Source organism: Ureaplasma diversum (assembly GCF_000941095.1).
GTDB lineage: Bacteria > Bacillota_I > Bacilli_A > Mycoplasmatales > Mycoplasmoidaceae > Ureaplasma > Ureaplasma diversum.
Genome location: NZ_CP009770.1, coordinates 576967 through 599827, shown reverse-complemented (window position 1 = coordinate 599827; position 22861 = coordinate 576967). Strand labels below are relative to the sequence as shown.

Annotated in this window: 18 protein-coding genes and 1 pseudogene; 15 read left to right on the top strand and 4 right to left on the bottom strand. The window is 28.9% G+C overall.

Features of this window, described 5'->3' with window-relative positions:
- The first annotated feature begins 3 nt into the window (after positions 1-3).
- From rplU to rpmA, 3 genes are read left to right on the top strand one after another with little or no spacing between them, the layout of a single operon-like run.
- Complete coding sequence (gene rplU, locus JM47_RS02405; RefSeq protein ID WP_038102801.1) at positions 4-306, top strand: 50S ribosomal protein L21; 303 nt, start codon at positions 4-6, stop codon at positions 304-306.
- Between the two features lie 10 nt (positions 307-316).
- Entirely contained in the window at positions 317-625 is a 309-nt protein-coding gene (locus JM47_RS02400; RefSeq protein ID WP_208894823.1) for a ribosomal-processing cysteine protease Prp, read from the top strand.
- A gap of 5 nt (positions 626-630) precedes the next feature.
- Positions 631-930, top strand: a complete 300-nt coding sequence (gene rpmA, locus JM47_RS02395) for a 50S ribosomal protein L27 (RefSeq protein ID WP_038102798.1) — start codon at positions 631-633, stop codon at positions 928-930.
- Between the two features lie 146 nt (positions 931-1076).
- On the opposite strand, the gene JM47_RS04035 is transcribed toward rpmA, so the two are convergent.
- Complete coding sequence (locus tag JM47_RS04035; protein ID WP_408645522.1) at positions 1077-1226, bottom strand: DUF6088 family protein; 150 nt, start codon at positions 1224-1226, stop codon at positions 1077-1079.
- 264 nt (positions 1227-1490) lie between these two features.
- On the opposite strand from JM47_RS04035, the gene JM47_RS02390 reads away from it, so the two are divergent.
- Together JM47_RS02390 and JM47_RS02385 are read left to right on the top strand one after the other, a co-directional pair.
- Positions 1491-2108 (top strand): hypothetical protein, encoded by a 618-nt coding sequence (locus JM47_RS02390; RefSeq protein ID WP_208894822.1) that lies wholly within the window; start codon positions 1491-1493, stop codon positions 2106-2108.
- A 20-nt stretch (positions 2109-2128) separates the two neighbouring features.
- Positions 2129-3496 (top strand): putative sodium/potassium/calcium exchanger, encoded by a 1368-nt coding sequence (locus tag JM47_RS02385; RefSeq protein WP_208894821.1) that lies wholly within the window; start codon positions 2129-2131, stop codon positions 3494-3496.
- 226 nt (positions 3497-3722) lie between these two features.
- Here the strand turns inward: JM47_RS02385 and JM47_RS02380 are convergent.
- Together JM47_RS02380 and JM47_RS02375 are read right to left on the bottom strand one after the other, a co-directional pair.
- A pseudogene (locus tag JM47_RS02380) lies at positions 3723-4735 on the bottom strand (IS30 family transposase).
- Between the two features lie 173 nt (positions 4736-4908).
- Entirely contained in the window at positions 4909-7200 is a 2292-nt protein-coding gene (locus JM47_RS02375; RefSeq protein ID WP_208894820.1) for an MAG2960 family serine endopeptidase lipoprotein, read from the bottom strand.
- A 109-nt stretch (positions 7201-7309) separates the two neighbouring features.
- Between JM47_RS02375 and JM47_RS02370 the strand changes: the two genes are divergently transcribed.
- From JM47_RS02370 to JM47_RS02360, 3 genes are read left to right on the top strand one after another with little or no spacing between them, the layout of a single operon-like run.
- The gene (locus JM47_RS02370; RefSeq protein ID WP_208894819.1) at positions 7310-9427 is read left to right on the top strand and encodes a Tex-like N-terminal domain-containing protein; all 2118 of its coding nucleotides are present in this window, start codon (positions 7310-7312) and stop codon (positions 9425-9427) included.
- Positions 9427-10203, top strand: coding sequence for a hypothetical protein (locus JM47_RS02365; protein ID WP_208894818.1), 777 nt, complete (start codon positions 9427-9429; stop codon positions 10201-10203). Before JM47_RS02370 ends, JM47_RS02365 begins: the two co-directional genes overlap by 1 nt.
- Positions 10204-10226: 23 nt before the next feature.
- Entirely contained in the window at positions 10227-11183 is a 957-nt protein-coding gene (locus JM47_RS02360; RefSeq protein ID WP_208894817.1) for a hypothetical protein, read from the top strand.
- 228 nt (positions 11184-11411) lie between these two features.
- Here the strand turns inward: JM47_RS02360 and JM47_RS02355 are convergent, their stop codons facing one another.
- The gene (locus tag JM47_RS02355; RefSeq protein ID WP_208894816.1) at positions 11412-13766 is read right to left on the bottom strand and encodes an APC family permease; all 2355 of its coding nucleotides are present in this window, start codon (positions 13764-13766) and stop codon (positions 11412-11414) included.
- 279 nt (positions 13767-14045) lie between these two features.
- Here JM47_RS02355 and def point away from each other — a divergent pair, with 279 nt between their 5' ends.
- From def to greA, 7 genes are all read left to right on the top strand, one after another.
- On the top strand, positions 14046-14642 hold the full coding sequence (gene def / locus JM47_RS02350; protein ID WP_208894815.1) for a peptide deformylase: 597 nt from the start codon (positions 14046-14048) through the stop codon (positions 14640-14642).
- Between the two features lie 2 nt (positions 14643-14644).
- Complete coding sequence (gene parE, locus JM47_RS02345; RefSeq protein ID WP_038101897.1) at positions 14645-16570, top strand: DNA topoisomerase IV subunit B; 1926 nt, start codon at positions 14645-14647, stop codon at positions 16568-16570.
- Positions 16570-19119, top strand: a complete 2550-nt coding sequence (gene parC / locus JM47_RS02340) for a DNA topoisomerase IV subunit A (protein ID WP_244870372.1) — start codon at positions 16570-16572, stop codon at positions 19117-19119. Before parE ends, parC begins: the two co-directional genes overlap by 1 nt.
- Positions 19109-20188: a ribosome biogenesis GTPase YqeH gene (yqeH, locus tag JM47_RS02335; protein WP_208894814.1), complete on the top strand. Its 1080-nt coding sequence runs from the start codon at positions 19109-19111 to the stop codon at positions 20186-20188. Before parC ends, yqeH begins: the two co-directional genes overlap by 11 nt.
- A 1-nt stretch (position 20189) precedes the next feature.
- Positions 20190-21341: a bis(5'-nucleosyl)-tetraphosphatase (symmetrical) YqeK gene (gene yqeK / locus JM47_RS02330; RefSeq protein ID WP_208894813.1), complete on the top strand. Its 1152-nt coding sequence runs from the start codon at positions 20190-20192 to the stop codon at positions 21339-21341.
- Between the two features lie 2 nt (positions 21342-21343).
- A complete protein-coding gene (gene mtnN, locus JM47_RS02325) occupies positions 21344-22066 on the top strand; it encodes a 5'-methylthioadenosine/S-adenosylhomocysteine nucleosidase (RefSeq protein ID WP_208894812.1) in 723 nt (240 codons plus the stop codon).
- Between the two features lie 147 nt (positions 22067-22213).
- On the top strand, positions 22214-22681 hold the full coding sequence (gene greA, locus JM47_RS02320) for a transcription elongation factor GreA (protein WP_038101888.1): 468 nt from the start codon (positions 22214-22216) through the stop codon (positions 22679-22681).
- Positions 22682-22861: the final 180 nt, after the last annotated feature.

The window sequence follows — 22861 nt, the reverse complement described above, 5'->3', positions numbered from 1 at the left end:
TATATGTTTGCGATTTTCCAAACTGGCGGAAAGCAATATAAAGTTCAGCAAGGTGAAAAAATCTATGTTGAAAAACTAGATTTAGAAGTTGGTGCAAAAATTAAATTTGATGAAGTGATTATGGTAGAAGGTAAAATTGGAACTCCTTTTGTTAAAGGAGCATCTATTGAAGCTTCTGTTGTTAAAAATGGCAAACAACGTAAAATCCACATCATTAAATTCAAATCTAAAAAACACCACATGAAACGTCAAGGTCACAGACAACCTTACACACAGTTAGTTATCGATGCTATTAACGTTAAATAGTTAGTTTCTTATGATCAAAATCAAAGCTTATAAAAACGCTTTAATACTAAATGGGCATGCTAATTTTAGTGCTTATGGGACAGACATTGTTTGTGCCGGAGTAAGTGCTATTGTAATTGGTGCTTTAAATTGATTTGATCAAACAACTACTAAAATCCAAATTAAAGATGGTAATTGCTTTATATCTGTTTTAGAAACTGATTTAAAACAACAAGCTTATATTGAACAAATAAGAACTCAGCTATTAGCAATGGTAGCTAATTATGGTTCATATTTGGATTTAGAAACTATTAATGAATTTTATAGAAAAGAGCATTAAAAGATATGAACAAACTTTTATGATTAACTGATTTACAGATCTTTGCTTCTAAAAAAGGGGTAGGATCATCTAAAAACGGTCGTGACTCAAATCCTAAATACTTAGGTGCTAAATTAGGAGACGGACAACCAACTAAAGCTGGACAAATTATTTATCGTCAAAGAGGTAACAAGATTTACCCAGGTCATAATGTAGGTCAAGGAAAAGACCACACATTATTCGCATTAACTGAAGGTGTTGTAAAATACACTAAGTTCATGGGTAACAAAACTAAAGTTAGTGTGTTACCAAAAGAAGAAATTTAATTTTCTTAATACAAAAGCAGAACACTTAGGATTAGTTTCCTAGGTGTTTTTTATTCTCTTAATAATTTATTCATAGTTTAGCTTTTGGATTTTTTATGAGATTTGTTGAATCTGAAGTGGTGATTTCAAGGGTTTTTTTATAATATCTACTTTGATGTTTTTAGTAAATTAGCTAGTTTCTCAATATCATGATCTTTTGTTTTATTCTTACCAATAGGTTTTATTACTTGTATTAGAATAGATAATTCTTTTGAATAAGATGTTATGTTTGTATTAGTTGTATGTTTAAATGTGATTTTCTTATTTAAACATATGCACTTTATATAGTTAATTTATTTTGTTTTAAAAAAACCACCGCACAAACAAATAAGCTCAAAAAGCAACAAAAAAAAGTCCTATTATAAAACACCTTGAACCGGAACATTTGCCTAGAAAGTCCTTTTTTTTTTTTTTTTTGCAGCACGAAAAATTGAATTTAGAATTGCTCTATATTTCTCAAACCAAAACTTTTAAAAAGGAATTTTCAACATAATTTTAACTATCAAAGGATTTATTAATATATGAGTAAATTCAAAAATAAAAAAGCACTGGCATTATCAGTTGGTGCTATTATGGCAGGGGTTAGTGTTATTGGAGTAGTTGCAGCTTGTGCACCAACAAAGGCGAAACCAAATAAACCTTCTCAAGGTACTCAAAACCCATCTCAATCTGGCGGTTCTCAATCTACGAACCCAGGAAGTGGAAGTACTACAACTCCAACTGGTCAAGGTTCAAACAGTGGTGGAACAACAAATACTAACCCAGGAAGTGGTAGCACTACAAGCCCAAGTAAACAAGGTTCTGAAAACAACACAACTAATCCATCAACAGGCTCAACTAATACAAATCCTGAAACTTCACCTAAAGATGGAGCAGGATCATCTAACACTGGTAAGGATACTACTAAACAAGAAGATAAAAAAATGCAAGATGATCAACCAGGTACTAATGGTGGCACTACTGAAAAACCTAAGGATGGTCAAGGCACTGAAACTCCTGACAAACCAAAAGTAGGATCTGGAGAAGGTACTACTGAAACTGGTAAAAACGAGCAACCAAAAGAAGGTTCTGGTTCAGGGGACAATAAGAAACCAGGTGAAAATGCTGGATCTGGAGAATCGGATAAACAACAGCATTAACTCTAGCAGTTGGTGCTATTATGGCAGGGGTTAGTGTTATTGGAGTAGTTGCAGCTTGTGCACCAACAAAGGCAAAACCAAGCAAACCTTCTCAAGGTACTCAAAACCCATCTCAATCAGGTGGAACTCAATCTACAAACCCAGGAAGTGGTAATACAACAACTCCAACTGGTCAAGGTTCAAATAGTGGTGGAACAACAAATGCTAATCCCGGAAGTGGTAGCACTACAAACCCGAGTAAACAAGGTTCTAAAAACAATACAACTAATCCATCAACAGGCTCAACTAATACAAACCCAGGAGCAAATAATCCAGAATCAGGAACTAAACAAGAAGATCCTAAGACAACTAATCCAAATAATCAAACTCAACCTGAAAATCCTAATAATTTAGGTGGCGACACTAATTCAAAAGGTGAAGGAAAAACTGATGGAAATAAACCAATTCTAGGTTCTGTTACTAGCCCTGAGACTGAAAAAACTGATGGAAAAACAACTACACCAGGTAGTACAGAAACACCTGGTTCAACCGAAGTTGCTCCTAAAGAATCTAATGAAAAAGACCAAGATGGTTCAAGTGCAGGAAAAAACGGCGAAACTGATCAACAAGCAGATGAAACTAAGAAAAAAGATGGAAAAGACAATCAGATGAATTCAGAATCAGATCCTCAAACTGGTGGTACAAGAAAAGATCAAAGTGATTCTGAACCGGGTAATGGCGGAATGGCTGATGGTACTAGCAAACAAACTGATCAAACAGAATCTGAAATAGGTTCACAAGCTGAAGATAAGAAAAAAATGGAAGAAGATGCAGCTAAAAAGCAAAAAGATGAATTTGATGCTAAAAAGAATAAAATAAAGGAAGACATTAAAAAACTTGGTTATTTACCCCAAGATGAAAAAGATGGATTCAATAAGGAATTAGAAGCAATTACTGATGTTTCTATGGCTGCTGAGCTAGAAAAAGTTCTAGAAAAAGCAAATGCTAAAAATGCAAAAAATAAAGAAGCAAAAGAAACAGAAGCAAAACAAATAGCAGCAACAACTTCTGGCAAGTTAACTAATCTTAAGGTAATTAGAGATCCAAAATACAAGGGTTATTTATACTTCCAACTAACAACTGATACTACTACATTTGACAAAATCAAAAACCAATATTTCGGATACAGAGTAGAAGTTAAAGATACTATTAACTATTATGAAGACTATACAAAAGGTGGGCAAACACCAGCTATTGAAAGAGGAAGAAGTGGCAATAATGTTACTTTTCTAACTACACCATTTCAACCACTTGTAGCAGATGGTAGAACATATATAGTGACAAGAATTTGATTAGAAAACGACCCTAATAAAACTAACTTGCTTAAAGAACCAGTAGAATTCCAATAATCAACAACACAAAAAAACCACTCCCCTTTGAAGTGGTTCCTCGAAAGTAAGTTCAATTGCAACATCGCACTTGGGCTTACTTTTATTCTACATACTTGAATAGAAAAAGTGTCATTTTTGGATAAATTTGATTATTTTTTGTACAAAATTAATAGATTGGCAAGACAAAAAATACTCTTTTACAAAAAGAAGTGTATGGTTGATAGAAACAAATTAATAATTATATTTAATTAATTGAAGCGTGATTGTTTAGATTTCTAAATAGATCGTTCGCTGATTTTCAACCCAATATTTCTCTTGGCATATTGTTTATTTTTTCAGTTATTTCGTCAAGAATGTCTTGGTTTATTTCGTTAAAGTCAAACCCTTTTTTGTATTCTCTTCTTATTAAAGAGTTTCAGTTTTCATTTGATCCTCTTTGGAATGAAGCGTACGGTTCAGCTTTATATATTTTGATATCTAATCATTTCCCTAAAAGTCCAATTTTTTCAAATTCAACTCCGTTATCAACAGTTATTGTTTTAACAACTAGGTTTTTATCAATAACCAATTTTCTAATTATTGAGTTGATCTTCATAGAGTTTTTACTTGGGACTAAAACAGCAAATCCAACCCTAGATTTTCGTTCTGTAAAGGTAAGAACATTGTTATATCCAGTAGCTCTTTTACCAATAACTAAATCAATTTCTCAATGTCCATATTCTTCGCGTAAATCAATGTATTTTGGGTGTGTTCATATTGGGAAAACATATTTTACACTAGATGAAACAAGGCGATTTACAACATTTGCAAACCGTTTCCCGCCCTTTTTATATCTTCTTCTTAGGGTATCCATCTTAGAAATTGCTCATTTTCCAGTTTTAATTCAATTGAAGACCGTTTTTAAATAAGGCATTTTAATATCAAAGTTTGTTGATAAAAAATTATAAGTTGCCTTTACGCCGAAGAACTTTTTATCAAATTTCTTTTTAAATAATTTGGTAAATTCGTTAAATTCATTAAATACGAATTTGAACATATACTTGTGTTTATGTCTTCTTAAAGCCTTTGATTGAGCATAGTAAGGTATATACTTTGCTTTTTGACTCAAATTTCTTTTTAATTCTCTGCTGATTGTTGATGGGTTTTTGTTCAATAAAGTAGCTATTCTTCTTATGAAAAACCAATATTTAAATAATTAGATATAGCAATTCTGTCTTCAATTGTGAGATGTTTATATTTGTTTTTGCTCGGAATCATATGTAAATTATCTTTTAAAGTCTTTATTTTTTATTTAGTAGAAAAAAGATCAACTGCCATCATTAAATTTTACTTTAATAATGTTGCAGTTGATCTTGCAATCGAGCAACCACTCCCCCTTGAAGTGGTTTTTTGTTTATCTATCCCTTAATAAATTAGTTTATTTTTTAATCTTATTCAGTTTTAGGATTGATTTTATATGTATAAATTCGATCCTTTTTTAGCTTATTTCTTAAAGCAACACCTAAGTTAACATCACCTATTAAATCAGGAGATTGAGCTACAAATAAATTAGCAATTTGTGTATTATTTTCAGTTCCATAACTTTTTGATAGTAATGAAGCAAAGTGAATTCCAATCGGATTAAATCGGGCATCAATTACTAATGAACCACTAGAACCTGCTCCTAATTGCCCAATTTCTTCAGAACTAATTAATCGACTTCCAACATTAAACATTTTATGTAAATAAGTATTATTTAAATCAGCTACACCATCTTTATTATTGATCTTCTTTACACCTAAATAATCAATGATTGTTTCACTTGTGATTTCTCGATCAAACCCTTGGACTAATCCACCATAAGCTTTTGAACCCATAAAGAAAGTTAAAGCATTTGAACTAAATCGATGATCTCCTGGATATCCAGCTCTAAAGGTTTGAAGTTGAGGAAGATAAGCTTTATTATTTCCTAAACCAATATATCAATCAGCTTCATTCTTAGTATCAAGTACATCATAATAAGCAGGTAATCGTTTCTTAATATCTTCTTTTTTAAGAAGCATCGGAACGATTATTAAATCCATTGTCCCATTAGCTAATGTTTTAATTCCGTTTTTAGTTTTAATATAGGTTGCTAAATTATCGTTTGATATTACTCCATTTGCTTGAATACTTGGAATAAATCAAGTTCGATCTAATCAAGTGTCTTGATTAAGATTATAAACTTTAGCAAGACTTGCTGAACTTACTCCAGCTAAAGAACTATAAAAATTAGAAATATCTGGTTTATAAGCGGCTGTTGATCATAGAACATATTTATATCGTTCTTTATCTAAATAAGTATCAGATACTAATTGGTACTTATTCTTTTTTAAATATTGTTCATACTCTTCTTTACTAAACCATCTTGTTCTTTCATCTTCTTTTTTAGTTTTTGTAAAATTACTAAATGATAGAACATGTAAATTAGTAGCAACAAGTACTTTAACATAATCAGGATCAATTGAATCATCTTTGATTCGATCTACAATTCATCCAGTTCCTGAATTAATATGAGCTTCTTTCCCATCTTTAGTTGATAAGAAATTGATTGAGATTGATCGATCATAAATGAATTTTCAATAGTCTTCATTTCGTTTTAAGCTTGAATTAGTAGTATTAAATTCTTCACTTAAATGTACAAATTGATTTGTTTTTAAGTCTTTGATTTTAATGATGAATTCTAATTCACCATGGCGATCAGTCATTCTGTATAAAATTTCTACTATTTCAATTTCATTTAGTTTATCTTTACTATTATTAATGATTGTTTTCTTATCATTTGTAATATTTATAAATTTATAATATTCTTCTTTTTTAATAGTATTAATAAATTGAGCAAAAGCTGTTGGTAAATATCCATAAGGATTAATTTTAATTAATTCATGAATTAATGCTCGATCAATTCAATATGTATTATTTGAACCCTTAGGGACATATTCTTTAACTGTTTTAATTTCTTTATCTAAAATCTTAGGATTTTGGATATGAAAAACATTTTGTTCATCATAAGCTACTTTATTAAAATCATTAACTCTTTGATTATTAGATTGAGCTAAATCAGATCCATATCCAATTCGATTAGTATAAGTTTGTGATCAATACTGATTAACTTGATTAGAGTTAAAATAGTTAATAGCATGAGCTTTTAGTTCTTGATAATATTTATTGTTTCTAATATAAGCATCAGGATCATTAAGTGCAAGCGTTCTTGCTTGCTCTAATGTATAGGTTGCTTCTGTTTTGTTTTTAAGTTTTTGATTTAAGTTAACTGTTTGTTGATTTAATAAATTGTATTGAATTACAACATTAAAAATGCCATTGAACTGTTTGATCCGTATCTTAGCTTCAAGCTTACCATACTTATCATCTGGAATCAACTCAACTATTTCATAATCACTTTGATCAATTAAATGAACAGGTCCATTAGTTACTCTTCTATTTGATTTATCATTCTTATCTTTAATACTATAACCTAAAATAAAGAATTTCTTAAATTCTTGTTTACTAATACTTGATGGTATTCTGTTATTTGTTTGTTCTTTATCTACATTACTATATGTAATAGTTAGATTAGCATCTCTTTTTTGACTATTTATATATGAATTAAAAGAATAACAACTAGATAGCACTAAAGTGCTTGTTGTTATTGTTAATAAACCTAATGATAAAAATTTACTATTTCTTAAAATCTTCTTTTTCATATACTAGACACAATTAGCTTAATATATTATTATATATAATAAAACAATAAGGTTATGTTAATTTCATAAATATATTTATAATTTAAAGGTTATCTATAAGGAATTTATGATGGAAAATAATTTAATTAGTGTTTTAGCTAATAAGCTAAATTTAGATCAAGAAGCAGTTAGTAATGTTTTAGACTTATTAGCTGATGATAATACAATTGCTTTTATTGCACGATATCGTAAACATTTAACTAAAAATATGGATGAGTTTGCAATTGCTAAGATTGCTGATGAATATAACTACTTAGTTAAGCTTAATAAGCGTAAAGAAGCAATCTTAGCTAATTTAGAACAAAAACAAGTATTAACTGAAGATCTTAAAAGGGCAATAGAAGAGTGTAGTAAATTAATTGAGCTTGAAAACATTTATCATCCTTATGCAACTAATAAAAAAACAAGAGCTTCAGTTGCAATTGCTAATAATTTATTACCATTTGCTGAAACTATTCTTAAAAACAGAAAAGATATAATAGTTCAAAAAGAAGCAGTTAAATATTTATGTGAAACTGTATTAACAGTTGAAGATGCAATTAATGGTGCTTGTGATATTATTGCTGAAAAATTAGCTAATGATTTAAAGATCAGAGATATGGTATACACATCGATCATTAAATATGGGAAACTAATTACAAAAGCAAATAAATTAGATTTAGATCCTAATAAAAATTATGAAATTTATTATGCTTTTAATAAACCAGTTCAATATTTAGAAGCTTATCAAATAATGGCAATTGATCGAGCTGTTGATCAAAAAGTTATTAGTGTTAAATATGAATTTAGCAAACCATTTATTATTGATTTTGCAATTAATAAATACACTAAAAAAGTTGAATCAGATAGTTATGAATATATAAAAAGAGCAGTGATTGATGGGTTTGAAAGGCTATTAGTTCCTTCAGTTACAAATGCTGTTCATACAGAATTAGTTCAAAATGCACATATTAAATCAGCTAATATTTTTGCATCTAATTTACAACAATTATTATTACAACAACCAATTAAAAACAAAACAGTTTTAGGGTTTGATCCAGGGTATGCTCATGGGTGTAAATTAGCTGTAGTAAAAGAAAATAATGAATTATTAACAACAAATATTATCTATCCACATCCACCCCAAAACAAAACAGATCAAGCAGAGCAAATTTTAGTTGATCTAATTAAAAAATATAATGTAAATATAATTGCAATTGGAAATGGAACAGCAGCAAATGAGAGTTGTGTTTTTGTTAGTAATGTAATTAATAAACACAATTTAGATGTTAACTATTGTGTAGTATCTGAAGATGGAGCATCGATTTATTCAGCTTCTGAAATAGCTGCAGCTGAATTCCCTAAACTACCAGTTGAAAGAAGATCAGCAATTAGTATTGCTCGAAGAGTAATCGATCCATTAGCTGAATTAATTAAAATTGATCCTAAATCAATTGGGGTTGGTCAATATCAACATGATATTAACCAAAAAACATTAACTGAAAAAGTAGATTTTAGTGTTGCTTATTGTGTTAACCAAATTGGTGTTGATGTAAATACTGCATCAGTTCCTTTATTAAGTAGAATCTCTGGTTTAAATAAAAGAAGTGCACAATCAATCTTTGATTATGTAGCTGAGAATAAACAAATTAAAAGTCGAGCTGAATTAAAATCAATTAAATTTATTTCAGATAAAGTATTTGAACTAGCTTCGGGATTTTTAAGAGTTAATTGTTCAGATAATTGATTAGATAAAACTAGTGTACACCCTGAATCTTATAATTTAGCTAATCAATTATTAACTTATTTAAACAAACCTTATGAACAAGTAGTTAATAATCTTGATTTATTAAATAATTTAGATCCTAATAAGATTGCAAATGATCTTAATACAGATGTTTATACTTTAGAATTAATTATTAATAACTTAAAGAATCCATTACTTGATATACGTGATCAATATGATTTTCCTTTATTAAGAAATAAAGTGATAAGTTTTGATGATTTAAGTGTAGGAATGGAAATAATTGGAGTTGTTAGAAACTTAACCCAATTTGGAGCATTTGTTGATATTGGTGTTAAAAACACAGCACTATTACACCAATCACAATTCAAAAATCAAGATATTAAAATCAACAAACATTTAAATGTAGTTATTTTAGAAATTAATAAGCAAAAAGAACAAATTAAACTAGGGCTGGTTGAATAATGAAATTAATTAAAAACAATAAATTTAAAAAATATAGTAGTTTAATAATTGTTCCTATTGTTGGATCAGCAATTAGTTTAATTGCTGTTGCTTGTAATAAAACCGCTCCAGAAAACTATACTAAAGAGTTCTTTAAACCATCATTAGTTTATAATAATGAAATATTTAAACCAAACGAAATGACAGCTGATGAAGCTGCTGGATTAATTACTATTAATAGTGATGGAACATCTAATTTCGTTAGCTTAAATGATCAAAAACCAGAAGCTGTTTATAAGATTACTAAGATTAATAAAAATGGTTTACACTTAGAGATCAATTATGTTATTGAACTAGCTGAATACAAACTTAAATATGAATATGTTACATATCATGGACCTTATTTAACTTCTGCTCAAAAAGATATTTTTGAAGCTAAAAAAGCTAATAATGAAAGTTTAATGAAAGCACTTGAATTAAACGAAAAAGAAAAACATAATTTTTTAGGAATCAAAATCAAACCTGAATATAAAGATCTAACAATTGATCAAATGAAAGCTAAAGGGGATCAGTTAATAACTTTTAGTAAAGATGATCCAGACTATTTACATAAAAACAATCCAGCTTATAGTGGAATTAATATTAAATTAGTTGATATTATTAAATACGAAGACTTTAATCAAAACGACCCTGATACTTTAATTTTTAACTTAGAAGTTTCTAAGGGAGAGAATGAAAGTAAAGTAATTTATAACAAATCAGTTGTTATTAAACTAAATAAAAATAATAGAAATTAAGAACTTAAGATAAGGCTAGAAATATGAAATTAAAAAAGTTACATAAACAAATTCTAATTAGCACTAGTTTAATAACAACCTTTGGTTTAACTAGTTTATTAGCTGCTTGTCATTTAAACTATGATCAATTAAGTAAATATGAACAAATTCCAACCTTAAAAGAAAAAGTTCAATTAAACAGAATTCTAGCAGCTGATTTTATTAAAAACATTAATCAATATGTTAATCTTCCAACCCATCAAGATTTAACATATACAATCAAATCAGCTACTGTTGATCCTAAAAATGAAAATAGTGTAATCGTTAAACTAGAAGTAAGTAATAGTGAACATACTAGAACATATACTAAGATCTATGGTGGTTTTAAAGATGCTAAAGATGATAGAATCCAAAAAGCAAATCAAACTTATTTAAACGATCCTAAAAACCAAACAACATTATTTAAAGACATAGAACTAGTTAATACTAAAGTAGAAGATTTAACAGTTGATGATGCTTTAAAATTAAGTAGTGATAAGATTAGAGTTCAAAACGATAATAAAGAATTAAATTATAGTTTAGTAAATATAACTAAAGATACTTCTAATCCTAATTCAGTAATAGTTACTATGAAAATTACTAAGGGCGTTAATGATCAGCTAGCAAGTGTAACATACACTAAAAAAATCAACAATCTATTAACTGTTGATCAAAAGAAAGCTAAAACTAATAATTTATCAATAGCTACAAATACGCAATACCATGTTGCTCCAACTATCTCTGATGAACTTAAAAAAGCTCATACAGCAAAAGAAGCAACTGAACACAAAGAATGATTTAAATTCGATGCTACAAACTATGAATATACTATTGATAAAATCACTATTAATAAAGATAATCCAAATGCAGTTGATCTAACAATTAATCTTAGTGTTGGTTCAAACCTTGAAAAAGCAAGCCACACATATACAAGAACAATTGATGGATTTAAAAAAGCATAATATTTAATTTAACAGAAAGAAAAAGCACAGAAGCAAACGCTCCTGTGCTTTTTCTTTATAAAAGGAATTTTCGTAAAAATAACTATAAACTAATCAAAATTTATAATTATTTTAATTTAGTAATTTGACTTACTAAATAGCATAATTATGCTACATATATTATACCAAATTTGTCAAGAATTACAAATAAAACTTAAAAACTAGGCAAAATCCTAGTTTTTAAGTTTTCTAATGGTCATCTAGTTCTGGTGCAAATCTTGTAGAAATTTCTACAGCTAAGTATTCCATCTCAGAAGCTAGTAGTTTACGTTTATTGTAGTCTTTTGTTTTATTAATCAAGATATCTTTTTCTTGTAATAATTGAACGTGACGTCCAAATTTCTTGAACTCTTCTTTATCCTTGTATAAGTGTCAGTTTCGAACCACATCAAGTACATTTTGATCAACGTTTGTGTGGTTTGGACGTTCAACAAGGCAAACTCCACGTTTCTTGTTTCATCAGTAATTGATTAAGTAGAAGAATAATCCTAATAATAGTGTTCCAATAAACATTGGTAATGCGATTGAAATGAACACATAGAATACTTCTTTACCTGGGTATAATTCAGGAGCAGCTGGTAAGTATGTAGCAACAACAGCGAATGTGTTAACACCCATTGCTAATAATGCTAATGTTACTTGTACTCACTTGTGCTTAATCTTGAATTCACGTCGGATGTAGTTTGACTTGAATACATATGATAAGTATCCAATTAAGAAAATGTTATATCCGATGTAATACATTGAGATTTGAGATACAACGTTTGAAATGAATGATACGTTTGTAACAGATGCTGGAGTACCTGAAGCTACAGGTTCAAATCCAATTCTGTTTTCTACAAATTTAAAGAATTCATTAATTTGAGCTGTTTCTCACTTCTTAAAGTCATGGTGGAAGACATCAGTGTGTGGATGTGTACCATGGTGAGCGTGTGGATCGTAGTATGTAAATAACTTATCTTTAATTTCATTTAATTTAGCATCATCGATTGGTTTTAATATACCATCTTCAGCTACTTCATTAGATAAAACGTCTGTAATAGTTCGTCCACTATAAGCGAATAAACCAGTGTATCCGAAGATATATACAGCAAAGATACCACTTAACAATCCAATCCAAATTAAAGCAATAGTTAATGGTGAACCATTCTTAAGTCTATATGTTGCTCAATTTGGGAAGTGTGATTTACGCATTGCATAATTTAAACCTGTTGATAGGTTTGACATTCACACAGATACTTCAACAAACACACCAAGTGTGATGAAGAATGAAATTGCTTGTAGACCTTGCATTGCTACTCTATTTGTATCATGGTTTACAACGCTAATGAATTGTGATGGGTTAATTTTTGGATTATTTAAATCCGCAACTTTAACTCATGGATCAGCTGTTGCAAGAGTTGCAACTGCGTTTTCGCCCCCGATTGGAGTACCATAAACAAATTGGTGCATTACTTGGTTAGCAGCTGCTGTTCCATAGTTTTGCTCAATCATTTCATATGCATGAGCAAGTGTTTTGTAATGTTGAACTTCATTATTTGGTAACTTAACATCGATTCCACCAACAGTTAAGTTAAACATTACAGTTTGCACTAAACCACCATTAAATGATAATGTTGGCGTAGGCACAGTCATAGAAATTGTAACTGAACCGATCACGATGCAAGTTAGAGCTGCAATAACAACAATCATCATTGCTCGTGGGTAAAGTTTTGATGGGTTTTCCATACGGTTAGCTGCAATCGCAGATACCTCAACCCCGTGTAAACTAAAACTAAATGCCATAAATGAAGCCATAACTGTTGAACTCATAAATGTCTTATTTAGTTCGTATGATGTTCCGGTTGCACTTGGATCAAGGTGTGCTTCTTTTTGGAAACGCTCACCAATAAAGTACAATGGATTATCAAGTGTTGCAACTGTATAAATTGAGAAACCAACTACAACTGCGAATGGAAGTAAAATTCCAATAATCAGAGCAAATTGTCCTAATTGGTGACAACGTTTTTGCCCTCATAAACTTAATCCAATTAACCCAGCAATCAACACAACAGCAATACCATATACTGCTCCAGGTTGATAATCTGTTGATAAGTTAATTGAAGAAGCTTGGTTAAGCGTTGTTCCTAGCTTTAGAGTGTTAATGTAGTTATACCCCTCAGCTCCTCCAAACGCAAAAGAGAATGATGATAGGACAAACAAAATCATCGCCACAAAACCAAAGGTTACGTTAAACTGTAATCATGTAACTAAAAACCCTGCTCGCGGACCTATTAAATTTCGTACTCAGGTGAAAATACCACCCTCGGTCCAACCCTTCATTGTTGCCAACTCTGCAGCTGCAATCCCGATTGGGATAAATCAACACATCGCTGTGATGAACGCAAAAATAATTGCAATCCAACCTGCTGTTGACAAAGATGGGAATGTATAGAACGCAATAATAGCTGATGCAGTTAACAATACAAAGCCCATCAGAGAAACTTTTTTATTTTTAGCAAGTTTCTTGTGGATTTTTGCCAATCCTTTCTTATTATCTATCAATTTAATCACCTTTTTTATTTTATACTATCTGGAACACTTTTATTAAAAAATAAACAAAAAAAGGATACTTTTATAAAAGGTTGATTATTTAATAAGTAATAAGCAACAATTTTTAGCTCATTTTCATTAACTTTTTAATAATTATTAAATCGAATTAAAAAATCTTTAATTTTTAATTAATTAGCTTGTTTAATAACTTTATTATTTTGCTTAAATCATTTCTTTTATATAATTTACTAAGACAATTAATTAAAAAATAGATGAAGAAAAGAAAAGCACATGTATAACGTTAAATTTAAAGACTTAATTAAACCAAATGCTAAGCCAAATAAAGCTTGAATCTATATGGATACTAACCCAGTTATTAGAGCAGTTGCAAAACCAATTGATTCTTATGAATTTAGTAATGAAGACATTTATTATTTAAAACGAATGGTTAACTATATTGAAGCAAGTTTTTTTAATAAAGCTAAGAAATTTAAGATCAGAGCAGGAGTTGCTATTGCTGCTCCACAAGTTGGCTGATCTAAGCGTGCTACTTATATTCATTTTGAGAATGATGATAAAGTTTATCAATACTTATTAATTAATCCAGAAATTGTTTATAAATCAGAACAGATTGCATACATTATTTGCGGTGAAGGATGCTTATCTGTTGAGTCAGATAAAGCTGGGAATGTACCACGTCATAGTGTAGTTAGAGTTAAAGCTTATGATTTAATTAGAGAAAAAGAAATTGAAGAAGAATTCAGTGGTTTTGCTGCAATGTGTTTACAACATGAACTAGACCACTTAGATGGTAAAGTTTACTATGATCATATCAATAAGGATGATCCACAATATAGTGATAAAGCTTGGATCAAGATTGGACGTTAGTTGTGAGTAATAATTATCAAGCAACAAATATTAAAGTTCTTGAAGGGCTTGAAGCTGTTCGTAAACGTCCTGGGATGTATATTGGTTCTACTAATAGTAATGGACTACACCATTTAGTATGAGAAATTTTAGATAACTCAATTGATGAAGTATTAAATGGGTATGCAAATAATATAGTAGTAACCTTACATAAGGATTATAGTGTTAGTATACTAGATAATGGTAGAGGGATACCGGTTGAAAAACATCCATCTACTAATTTATCAGGAGTAGAGACAGTATTAACTATTTTACATGCTGGTGGAAAGTTTGATGAGAATACTTATAAAAGTGCAGGTGGATTACATGGGGTTGGTTCATCTGTTGTTAATGCACTAAGTAGTTGATTAGTTTGTGAAGTATATCGTAACAATCAAATCCATCAAGCTAAATTCATTAATGGGGGAAAAATTGATCAAAGTTTAAAAGTGATTGGGAATACAAGAAAAACAGGAACTTTAATCCATTTTCTACCTGATCCTTTAATCTTTAAAAATTTACATTTCTCACCAACAACGATTCGTGATCGTTTACAAGAATCGACTTTTTTAATTAAAGAACTTAATATTGTTTTTGAAGATAAAATTAACAACCAAACATATGAATTCAACAATCCAAATGGGCTTGTTGATTTTGCTAACTTCATCACAAAAGATAAAAAAACAATTTGTGATGTTATCTATTTTAAACAAAACTATCAACGAATTGAAGTTGAAATAGCTCTTAAATATACTCAAGAAGAAAATGAAATCATTGTTTCATTTGCAAATGCTGTTAAAACGATTGAAGGTGGAGTCCATGAAAGTGCTTTTAAAAATGCACTAAGTGCTGCACTTAATAATATTGCTCGAAAATTTAACTTATTAAAAGAAAAAGAGAAAAATCTTGAAGGTGAAGATATAAGAGAGGGATTAGTAGCTATTGTTTCAGTTAAAATCCCTGAAAGTTTAATTAGTTATGAAGGGCAAACTAAAAACAAATTATTTACTCCTGAAGCTTATGAAGCAGTAAGAAAATGTTCTGAAGAAGCTTTAAGTTTTTGGTTTGTTGAAAACAAAAACCAAACAGTTGAAATCGTTAATAAAGCAATAAGAAGTCGGGATGCTCGATTAGCTGCTAAGCAAGCTAAAGAAGCTACTAAGAAAACTAAAAAAATTAAAGAAGAGCGGGGAATGGGTGGAAAACTTACTCCAGCTCAATCTAAAGATCCAAAAGCAAATGAACTATTCTTAGTTGAAGGGGATTCTGCGGGTGGATCTGCTAAATTAGGACGAAATAAAAAATACCAAGCAATTTTACCCCTTCGTGGAAAAGTGATTAATGTTGAAAAAACAAGACTTGTTGATGTACTTAAAAACGAAGAAATTGCTTCTATTTTCACTTGCCTTGGAACGGGAATTGGTAAAGAATTTGATTTAAGTAAACTTAAATACCATAAGGTTATTATTATGACCGATGCTGATACTGATGGTAGTCACATTCAAGTTTTATTATTAACTTTATTCTATCGTTTTATGCGACCATTAATTGAAAATGGCAACATCTATATTGCTTTACCCCCATTATATAAATTAACTAATAAACAAACTAAACAACATTATTATGCTTGAGATGATGATCAATTAGAAGAACTTAAAGCAAATCATAAAAACTATGAGATCCAACGATACAAAGGGCTTGGAGAAATGAATGCGGATCAATTATATACAACAACAATGGATCCAGATAACCGTTTATTATTGCAAGTTAATATTGATGATATTTTACAAGCAGAAAAACAAATTAGTTTACTAATGGGTGAGGATGTAGAAAGTCGAAGGGAATGAATCAATAACAACATTGATTTTAGTGTTATTGATCAAATGCTACAACAAGAGGATAAATCATAATGGAAAAACAAAGAGTAATAAAAACCCCACTAGACTTAGTGGTTAGTGAAAGTTATGGTAAGTATGCAAAATACATTATCCAAGATCGAGCATTACCAGATGTGCGTGATGGACTTAAACCAGTGCAACGACGGATCTTATATGCAATGAATGATCTAAATATCCATTATGATAAACCATATAAAAAATCTGCTCGTAGTGTGGGTGAGGTAATTGGTAAATACCACCCCCATGGTGATTCTTCGATCTATGAAGCAATGGTGCGAATGAGTCAAGATTGAAAAAACAACCTTTGTTTATTAGATATGCACGGAAACAAAGGATCAATTGATGGGGATGCTGCTGCTGCTATGCGTTATACAGAAGCACGTCTTTCAAAAGTAGCTAATTTAATGTTACAAAACCTTGACAAGAACACTGTTAAGTTTATGCCCAACTTTGATGATAGTGAAAAAGAACCAAGTGTTCTACCATCTATTTTTCCTAATCTATTAATTAATGGAGCAACTGGAATTGCAAGTGGATATACAACTAATATTCCACCCCATAACCCAAACGAAGTTTGTGATGCTTTAGTTTATAAGATTTCTCATCCTAATTGTAGTATTGATGATTTAATCAAAATCTGTCCAGCTCCTGATTTTCCAACAGGGGGAGAGATCCATGGTTTAGATGGATGTTATAATGCAGCTAAAACTGGTACAGGGAAATTTGTGATCAGAGCATCAATTACAACTAAAACTGATTTAGCTAAAATTGATCAATTAATTATTACATCAATTCCATATGATACTAACAAATCACAAATTGTTAAACAAATCGATGAAATCATCTACAACAAAGAAGTAGCTGGTCTTTTAGAAGTAAGAGATGAATCAGATGCTAAAGGGGTTTGTGTTGTTATTGATATAAGAAAAGATAGTAATTTAGAAAACATCAAAAACTATTTATACAAAAAAACTTTATTACAAATCAACTATAGTACTAGATTTATAGCAATCGTTGATCGAGCACCAGTTTTATTAACTTTAGATCAATATTTAGATGCTCAAATTAAACACTCATTAGATATCATCAATAAAACTGATATCTATGACTTAAATAAAATCAATTTAAGAAAAGAAGTAGTTTTAGCATTAATTAAAGCAATTGATATCATTGATCAAATCATTGCTTTAATTAGAAGCTCTTCTAGTAAACAAGAAGCTAAAGAGAAATTAGTAGCTACTTTTGATTTTACTATTAATCAAGCAGAAGCAATTGTAATGATGCGTTTATATCGTTTAACTAAAACTGATATAAACGATCTAAAAGCTGAGTATGAACAACTAGTAGCTGATGCTTTAATTATTCAAGCACGAATTGATGATATTAATATAAGAAAACAATATTTAAAAGAATTAATTAAAAACATTAAAAAAGAATTTGGGTATGCTCGTAAAACCTTATTAGTTGATCAATTAAGTAAAATTGAAATCAATGAAGATGATATGATCGAAAAACAAGATTTAATGATTACAATCTCTTCTCAAGGTTATATTAAAACAGTTCGTAAAAAATCTTTTGAAAGTTCTAAATATAATGAAGCAGGCATTAAAACTAATGATTTATTAGTTTATATTAATCATATTAATTCACACCATAAGATTAATATAGTTACATCACTTGGTAAATTAATCAGTATAGTTGCACATAAATTACCAATTTTAAAATGAAAAGATATTGGAGAACACTTAAATAACTTTGTTAAGTGTGAAGGTAATGAATCTGTTATCTATGCTTTTATTTCAGATGAAAACTTTGATTTTAATAGTTATCAACTTTTATTAACTACTAAACATAATATTATTAAAAAGATTAATTTAGCTGAGTGTGAACTTAATAAACCAATTAAAAGTATTAGTGTAATGAAACTAGCTGATCATGATCAGCTAATAAGTGCTCAATTACTAAAAGCTAATTTAAACTACTTAGTATTTATAACTACATCTAATGGACTTGGAATGATCTTTAGTAGTCATGAAGTTAGTTTACTAAGTCGAACTGCTAAAGGAATTAAAGCTTGTAAGCTAAAATTAAATGATTATTTAATAAGTGCTTATGCACTAGAACATAGTAATCATAATCTAGCTTTATTTTTAGATGGGGCTCTTAAAATAGTTAATTTAAATGATCTAAAACTATCACACCGGTTTTTAACCCCATCTAATTTATTTTTATCAAATAAAAAAATCAAACCAGTTTTAGCATCATTTTTATTAACAAAAGGGAACGGATTTTATTTACTTAAAAATGATGGATCAGTTAATGTTTTTGCATTAGTTGAACCTAAAGCTTCTAGTTTTGATACTAAACCAATTAATAATAATGAACTTAATGATCTTAAACAAGTTAGTTATGATTATTTTATAAGTGAGTTAGCTGATTCTAAAGCTATTAATAAAGCAACTATAGTTGCATCACAAATTGAAATAGTTAATTTAGAAGAAGAAACTGAAAGTACAATTGATCTATTAAGTACGATTGGAGATAAAGAGTATGTATCGTAAATGTATTGGGTGTGGAGCTTATTTAGTTAATGATCCTAATAGTTTAGGATATACTCCAAAACTATTAGAAGATACTAAATACTGTGCTCGTTGTTTTAAATTAAAAAATTATAATCAAGTCGATAATCTAGCTCATATTGATCTAGATCATAGTGTTACTAAAGTCATAGAAAACATTGATTTTAGTAATCTTAAAATCTTTATGGTATTAGATATCTTAGATTTAGAACATACCATTATTGATGAATTATTAGCTTATGAGCAGCAAATTGTTTTCTTAATCAATAAAATTGATTTATTACCAGCAAAATATAATGCTGATTTAATTCATGCTAATGTTAAAACGATTTTAGCTAATCATGGTTTTAAACATTCTGAAATTCTATATTGTTCAACAAAGAACAAAACAAGTTTAAAACGAATTTATGATGAAATTGAAAATGCCACTAAACATAAACAAAAAAGCATTTTCTTTGGTAAATCAAATGTTGGTAAATCTAGTTTAATTAATGCTTTATTAACTTTAAACAAACAAGATCCAACACTAACTGTTAGTAGTTTTACAAACACTACATTACATTTAAACAAAGTAATGATTAATAAGAATACAATTTTAGATTCACCTGGGATTAGTTTTATTTCAAACATTCTTAACTATATTAATCCTAAAGATAATAAGTATGTAATGGTTAGTTATGATAGTAAATTTGTTAACTATCAACTAGAACCTAAGCAAAGTCTTTTAGTATCAGGACTTGTTGGGATTATGTATTTAGAAGGAGAGAGAACAACTATTACTTTATATCTTTCTAATGAACTTGATATAAGACGATCAAAATTAGAAAACTTTGAAAAAAACTGAGCTAACCGATCAAATCTAGCTAAATACCAATATTTAGATGATTGTACTAATTTCAAAGATTATGAATTTAATTTAGATCCAAACAAAAAGAATAATATTAATATTGCTGGACTTGGTTTATTAGTAATCAATGCTAAAGCATCTAAGATCAAAATTAGAGTTTATGAAAAAGTAGGAGTGAAACTAGCGTCTGCTGCGATTATTTAAAATGAAATACTTACTGTTCCATGGCACTTTTGATATGTTTCATAATGGACATTTAGCAATCCTTAAAAAAGCAATGAGTTTAGATCATTATGATCAAATTATTATTACTCCAAGTAATACTAAGTTTTTCTTAGATGATTATAATCTAGATTTTGTAGCTAAGAAAAAACAATTATTAAGTATTAAAGAAGATCGAGTTCATATGATCAAAGCTAGTATTAAAGATCTAGCTTATCCTATTCAAATTTGTGATTATGAACTTAATCAAGTAAGTAAAGCTTATAGTATTGATACTATTAACTATTATTACAGTACATATGGAAATAATAATGATTACTACTTTATTATTGGAAGTGATCAAGTAGCTAATCTTAAAGATTGAAAAGACATTGAATCAATTGTTTGTAAAGTTACTTTTTTATGTTTTTTAAGAAATAAGGATGATAAAGAAACTATTGCATCTAAACTTGATCAACTTAAATGTAATTATTCTATTATTGATTTTGATGTTGATATATCATCAACAGTTATTAAACAAGTCCACCAACCAGATCATCTAGTTGATGAAGTATTTGATTTTATTAATGATAATGGACTATATGCTATTTATTTACTTGAGAAATATTTAATTAATGAAAGTGATTTAGATGATCAATCTAAAAATATCAACCGGATTAAGCACTGTTATCGGGTTGGTGAATATGCTCATTTTATTATGTTACATTATGATCAATCAAAAGCTCGATTAGCTTATAGTGCTGGGGTTTATCATGATATTTTAAAAAATTGTTCTGAACCTAAAACATTAGCTTATTTTAAACAACATCAAAAAGAACTTAAAATCAATGATTTTGTATCTTGAAGAGTTTTACATGCTAATAATGGTGCACACTTACTACAAACTAAATACCATTTTAAAAACCAAGAGTTAATTAATGCAATAGCAAGACACACTAGACCATTTGATTATAATAATGCTAATGAAATTAGTTTATTAGATAAGGTATTATATTGTGCTGATAAACTTGAACCAGCACGTATGGAAGGAATTGATTTATACAATATCGATCATTACCGAAATCTAGTTTTAGAAAATATTGATCAAGCTTTTATTGAAATCTATGAGCAATTACAAAATAAAGAGGTTAAATAAAGATGAAGTTTGATATCGGAATAGTAGTTGCTCTTAAGGATGAAATCAAAACCTATTTTAAAAAACTAACTAATAAAAAAGTTGTTAATGTAAAAAACAATGATTTTTATTTATTTACATTAGATTGAAATGATCAAAAAATAAATTGTGTATTAGCTTTTTGTGATGTAGGAAAAGTCAATGCAGCTATTTGTAGTAGTTTAGTAGCTGAGTGTTTTGGGGTAGAATTAATTTTAAATGTTGGAAGTTGTGGAGCAGTTAATCCTAATTTAAAACCACTTGATTTATTACTAGTTAAACAAACTCAATACTTAGATGTTGATCTAGTTGCTTTTAATTATGAACAAAACCAGATTCCAAGACGTTCTAAACTATTTAATATTAAAGATCATTATATTAACTCACTAACTCAGCTATTAGCTGAACAAGATAAACAAACAGTGATTGCAAGAGTTGGATCTTGTGATCAATTTATTAATGTTAATAACATTGATCAACTAAAAGAAAAAGAGATTGATGCTATTGATATGGAATTAGCAGCAATTGCTCATGTATGTGAAATCTTTAAGTGTGATCTAGTAAGTATTAAATTGATTTCAGATCAAATCTATTATCCTAATAACAATGATACTTTTAAAAAGAATCTATCATTAATTGATCAATGGTTTAATCAACATCTTAATGATGTTATTAAACTATTAGTAGCTACTAAAGATCTAAAATAATTAGTTATTTATCATCATACTAATAACTAATCTATCTAGTTAATAATAGTAAAGTTAACTATCTTAAACTAATTAAGCACTATTTTTTATTATCATAAATGATATAATAAAATAATGTAAATAAGGTTTACTAATAAAGGAAGCATAATGAAATATACAATATCTCGTCAAGCATTAAAAGAATTAAAAGAAGAATTACGTGACATTTTAGAAGTTAAATGACCTGAAATTACAAAGCAACTACAAGATGCTCGTGAACAAGGGGACTTATCTGAAAATGCTGATTATGATGCTGCTAAAAATGAACAAGCTGCACTAAGTAAGCGTAAAGAAGAAATTGATGCAATTCTAGAAAACTATGAATTAATTGAAGATATTGAACGAATTGATGGACAAATTACACTAGGTTCATCTGTTGAAATCATTAATTTACGAAGTGATAAAAAAGAAGTAGTTACAATTGTTGGTTCAATGGATTCTAATCCTTTTGAAGGTAAGGTTTCAAATGAAACTCCACTTGGTAAAGCTTTATTAGGAAGCAAGGTTAATGAAACTGTAACAGTTCATGCTGTTGCTCCTTATCGAGTTAAGATTATTCGAATTTTAAACGATTAAAGATAATTATAAAAAAGAAGAACAACTAGCTTTAAATAGGCTAGTTGTTTTTTGTTTTAGAGATGACTAAGATGATTTGTTGGTGTTAGGTAGTTAAGAAAAGTGCTAACAATTTTTATATATCCTAAAAGTAGTTAAAACTGGAACATTTATCTACAAAGTCCTTTTTTTTTTTTTTTT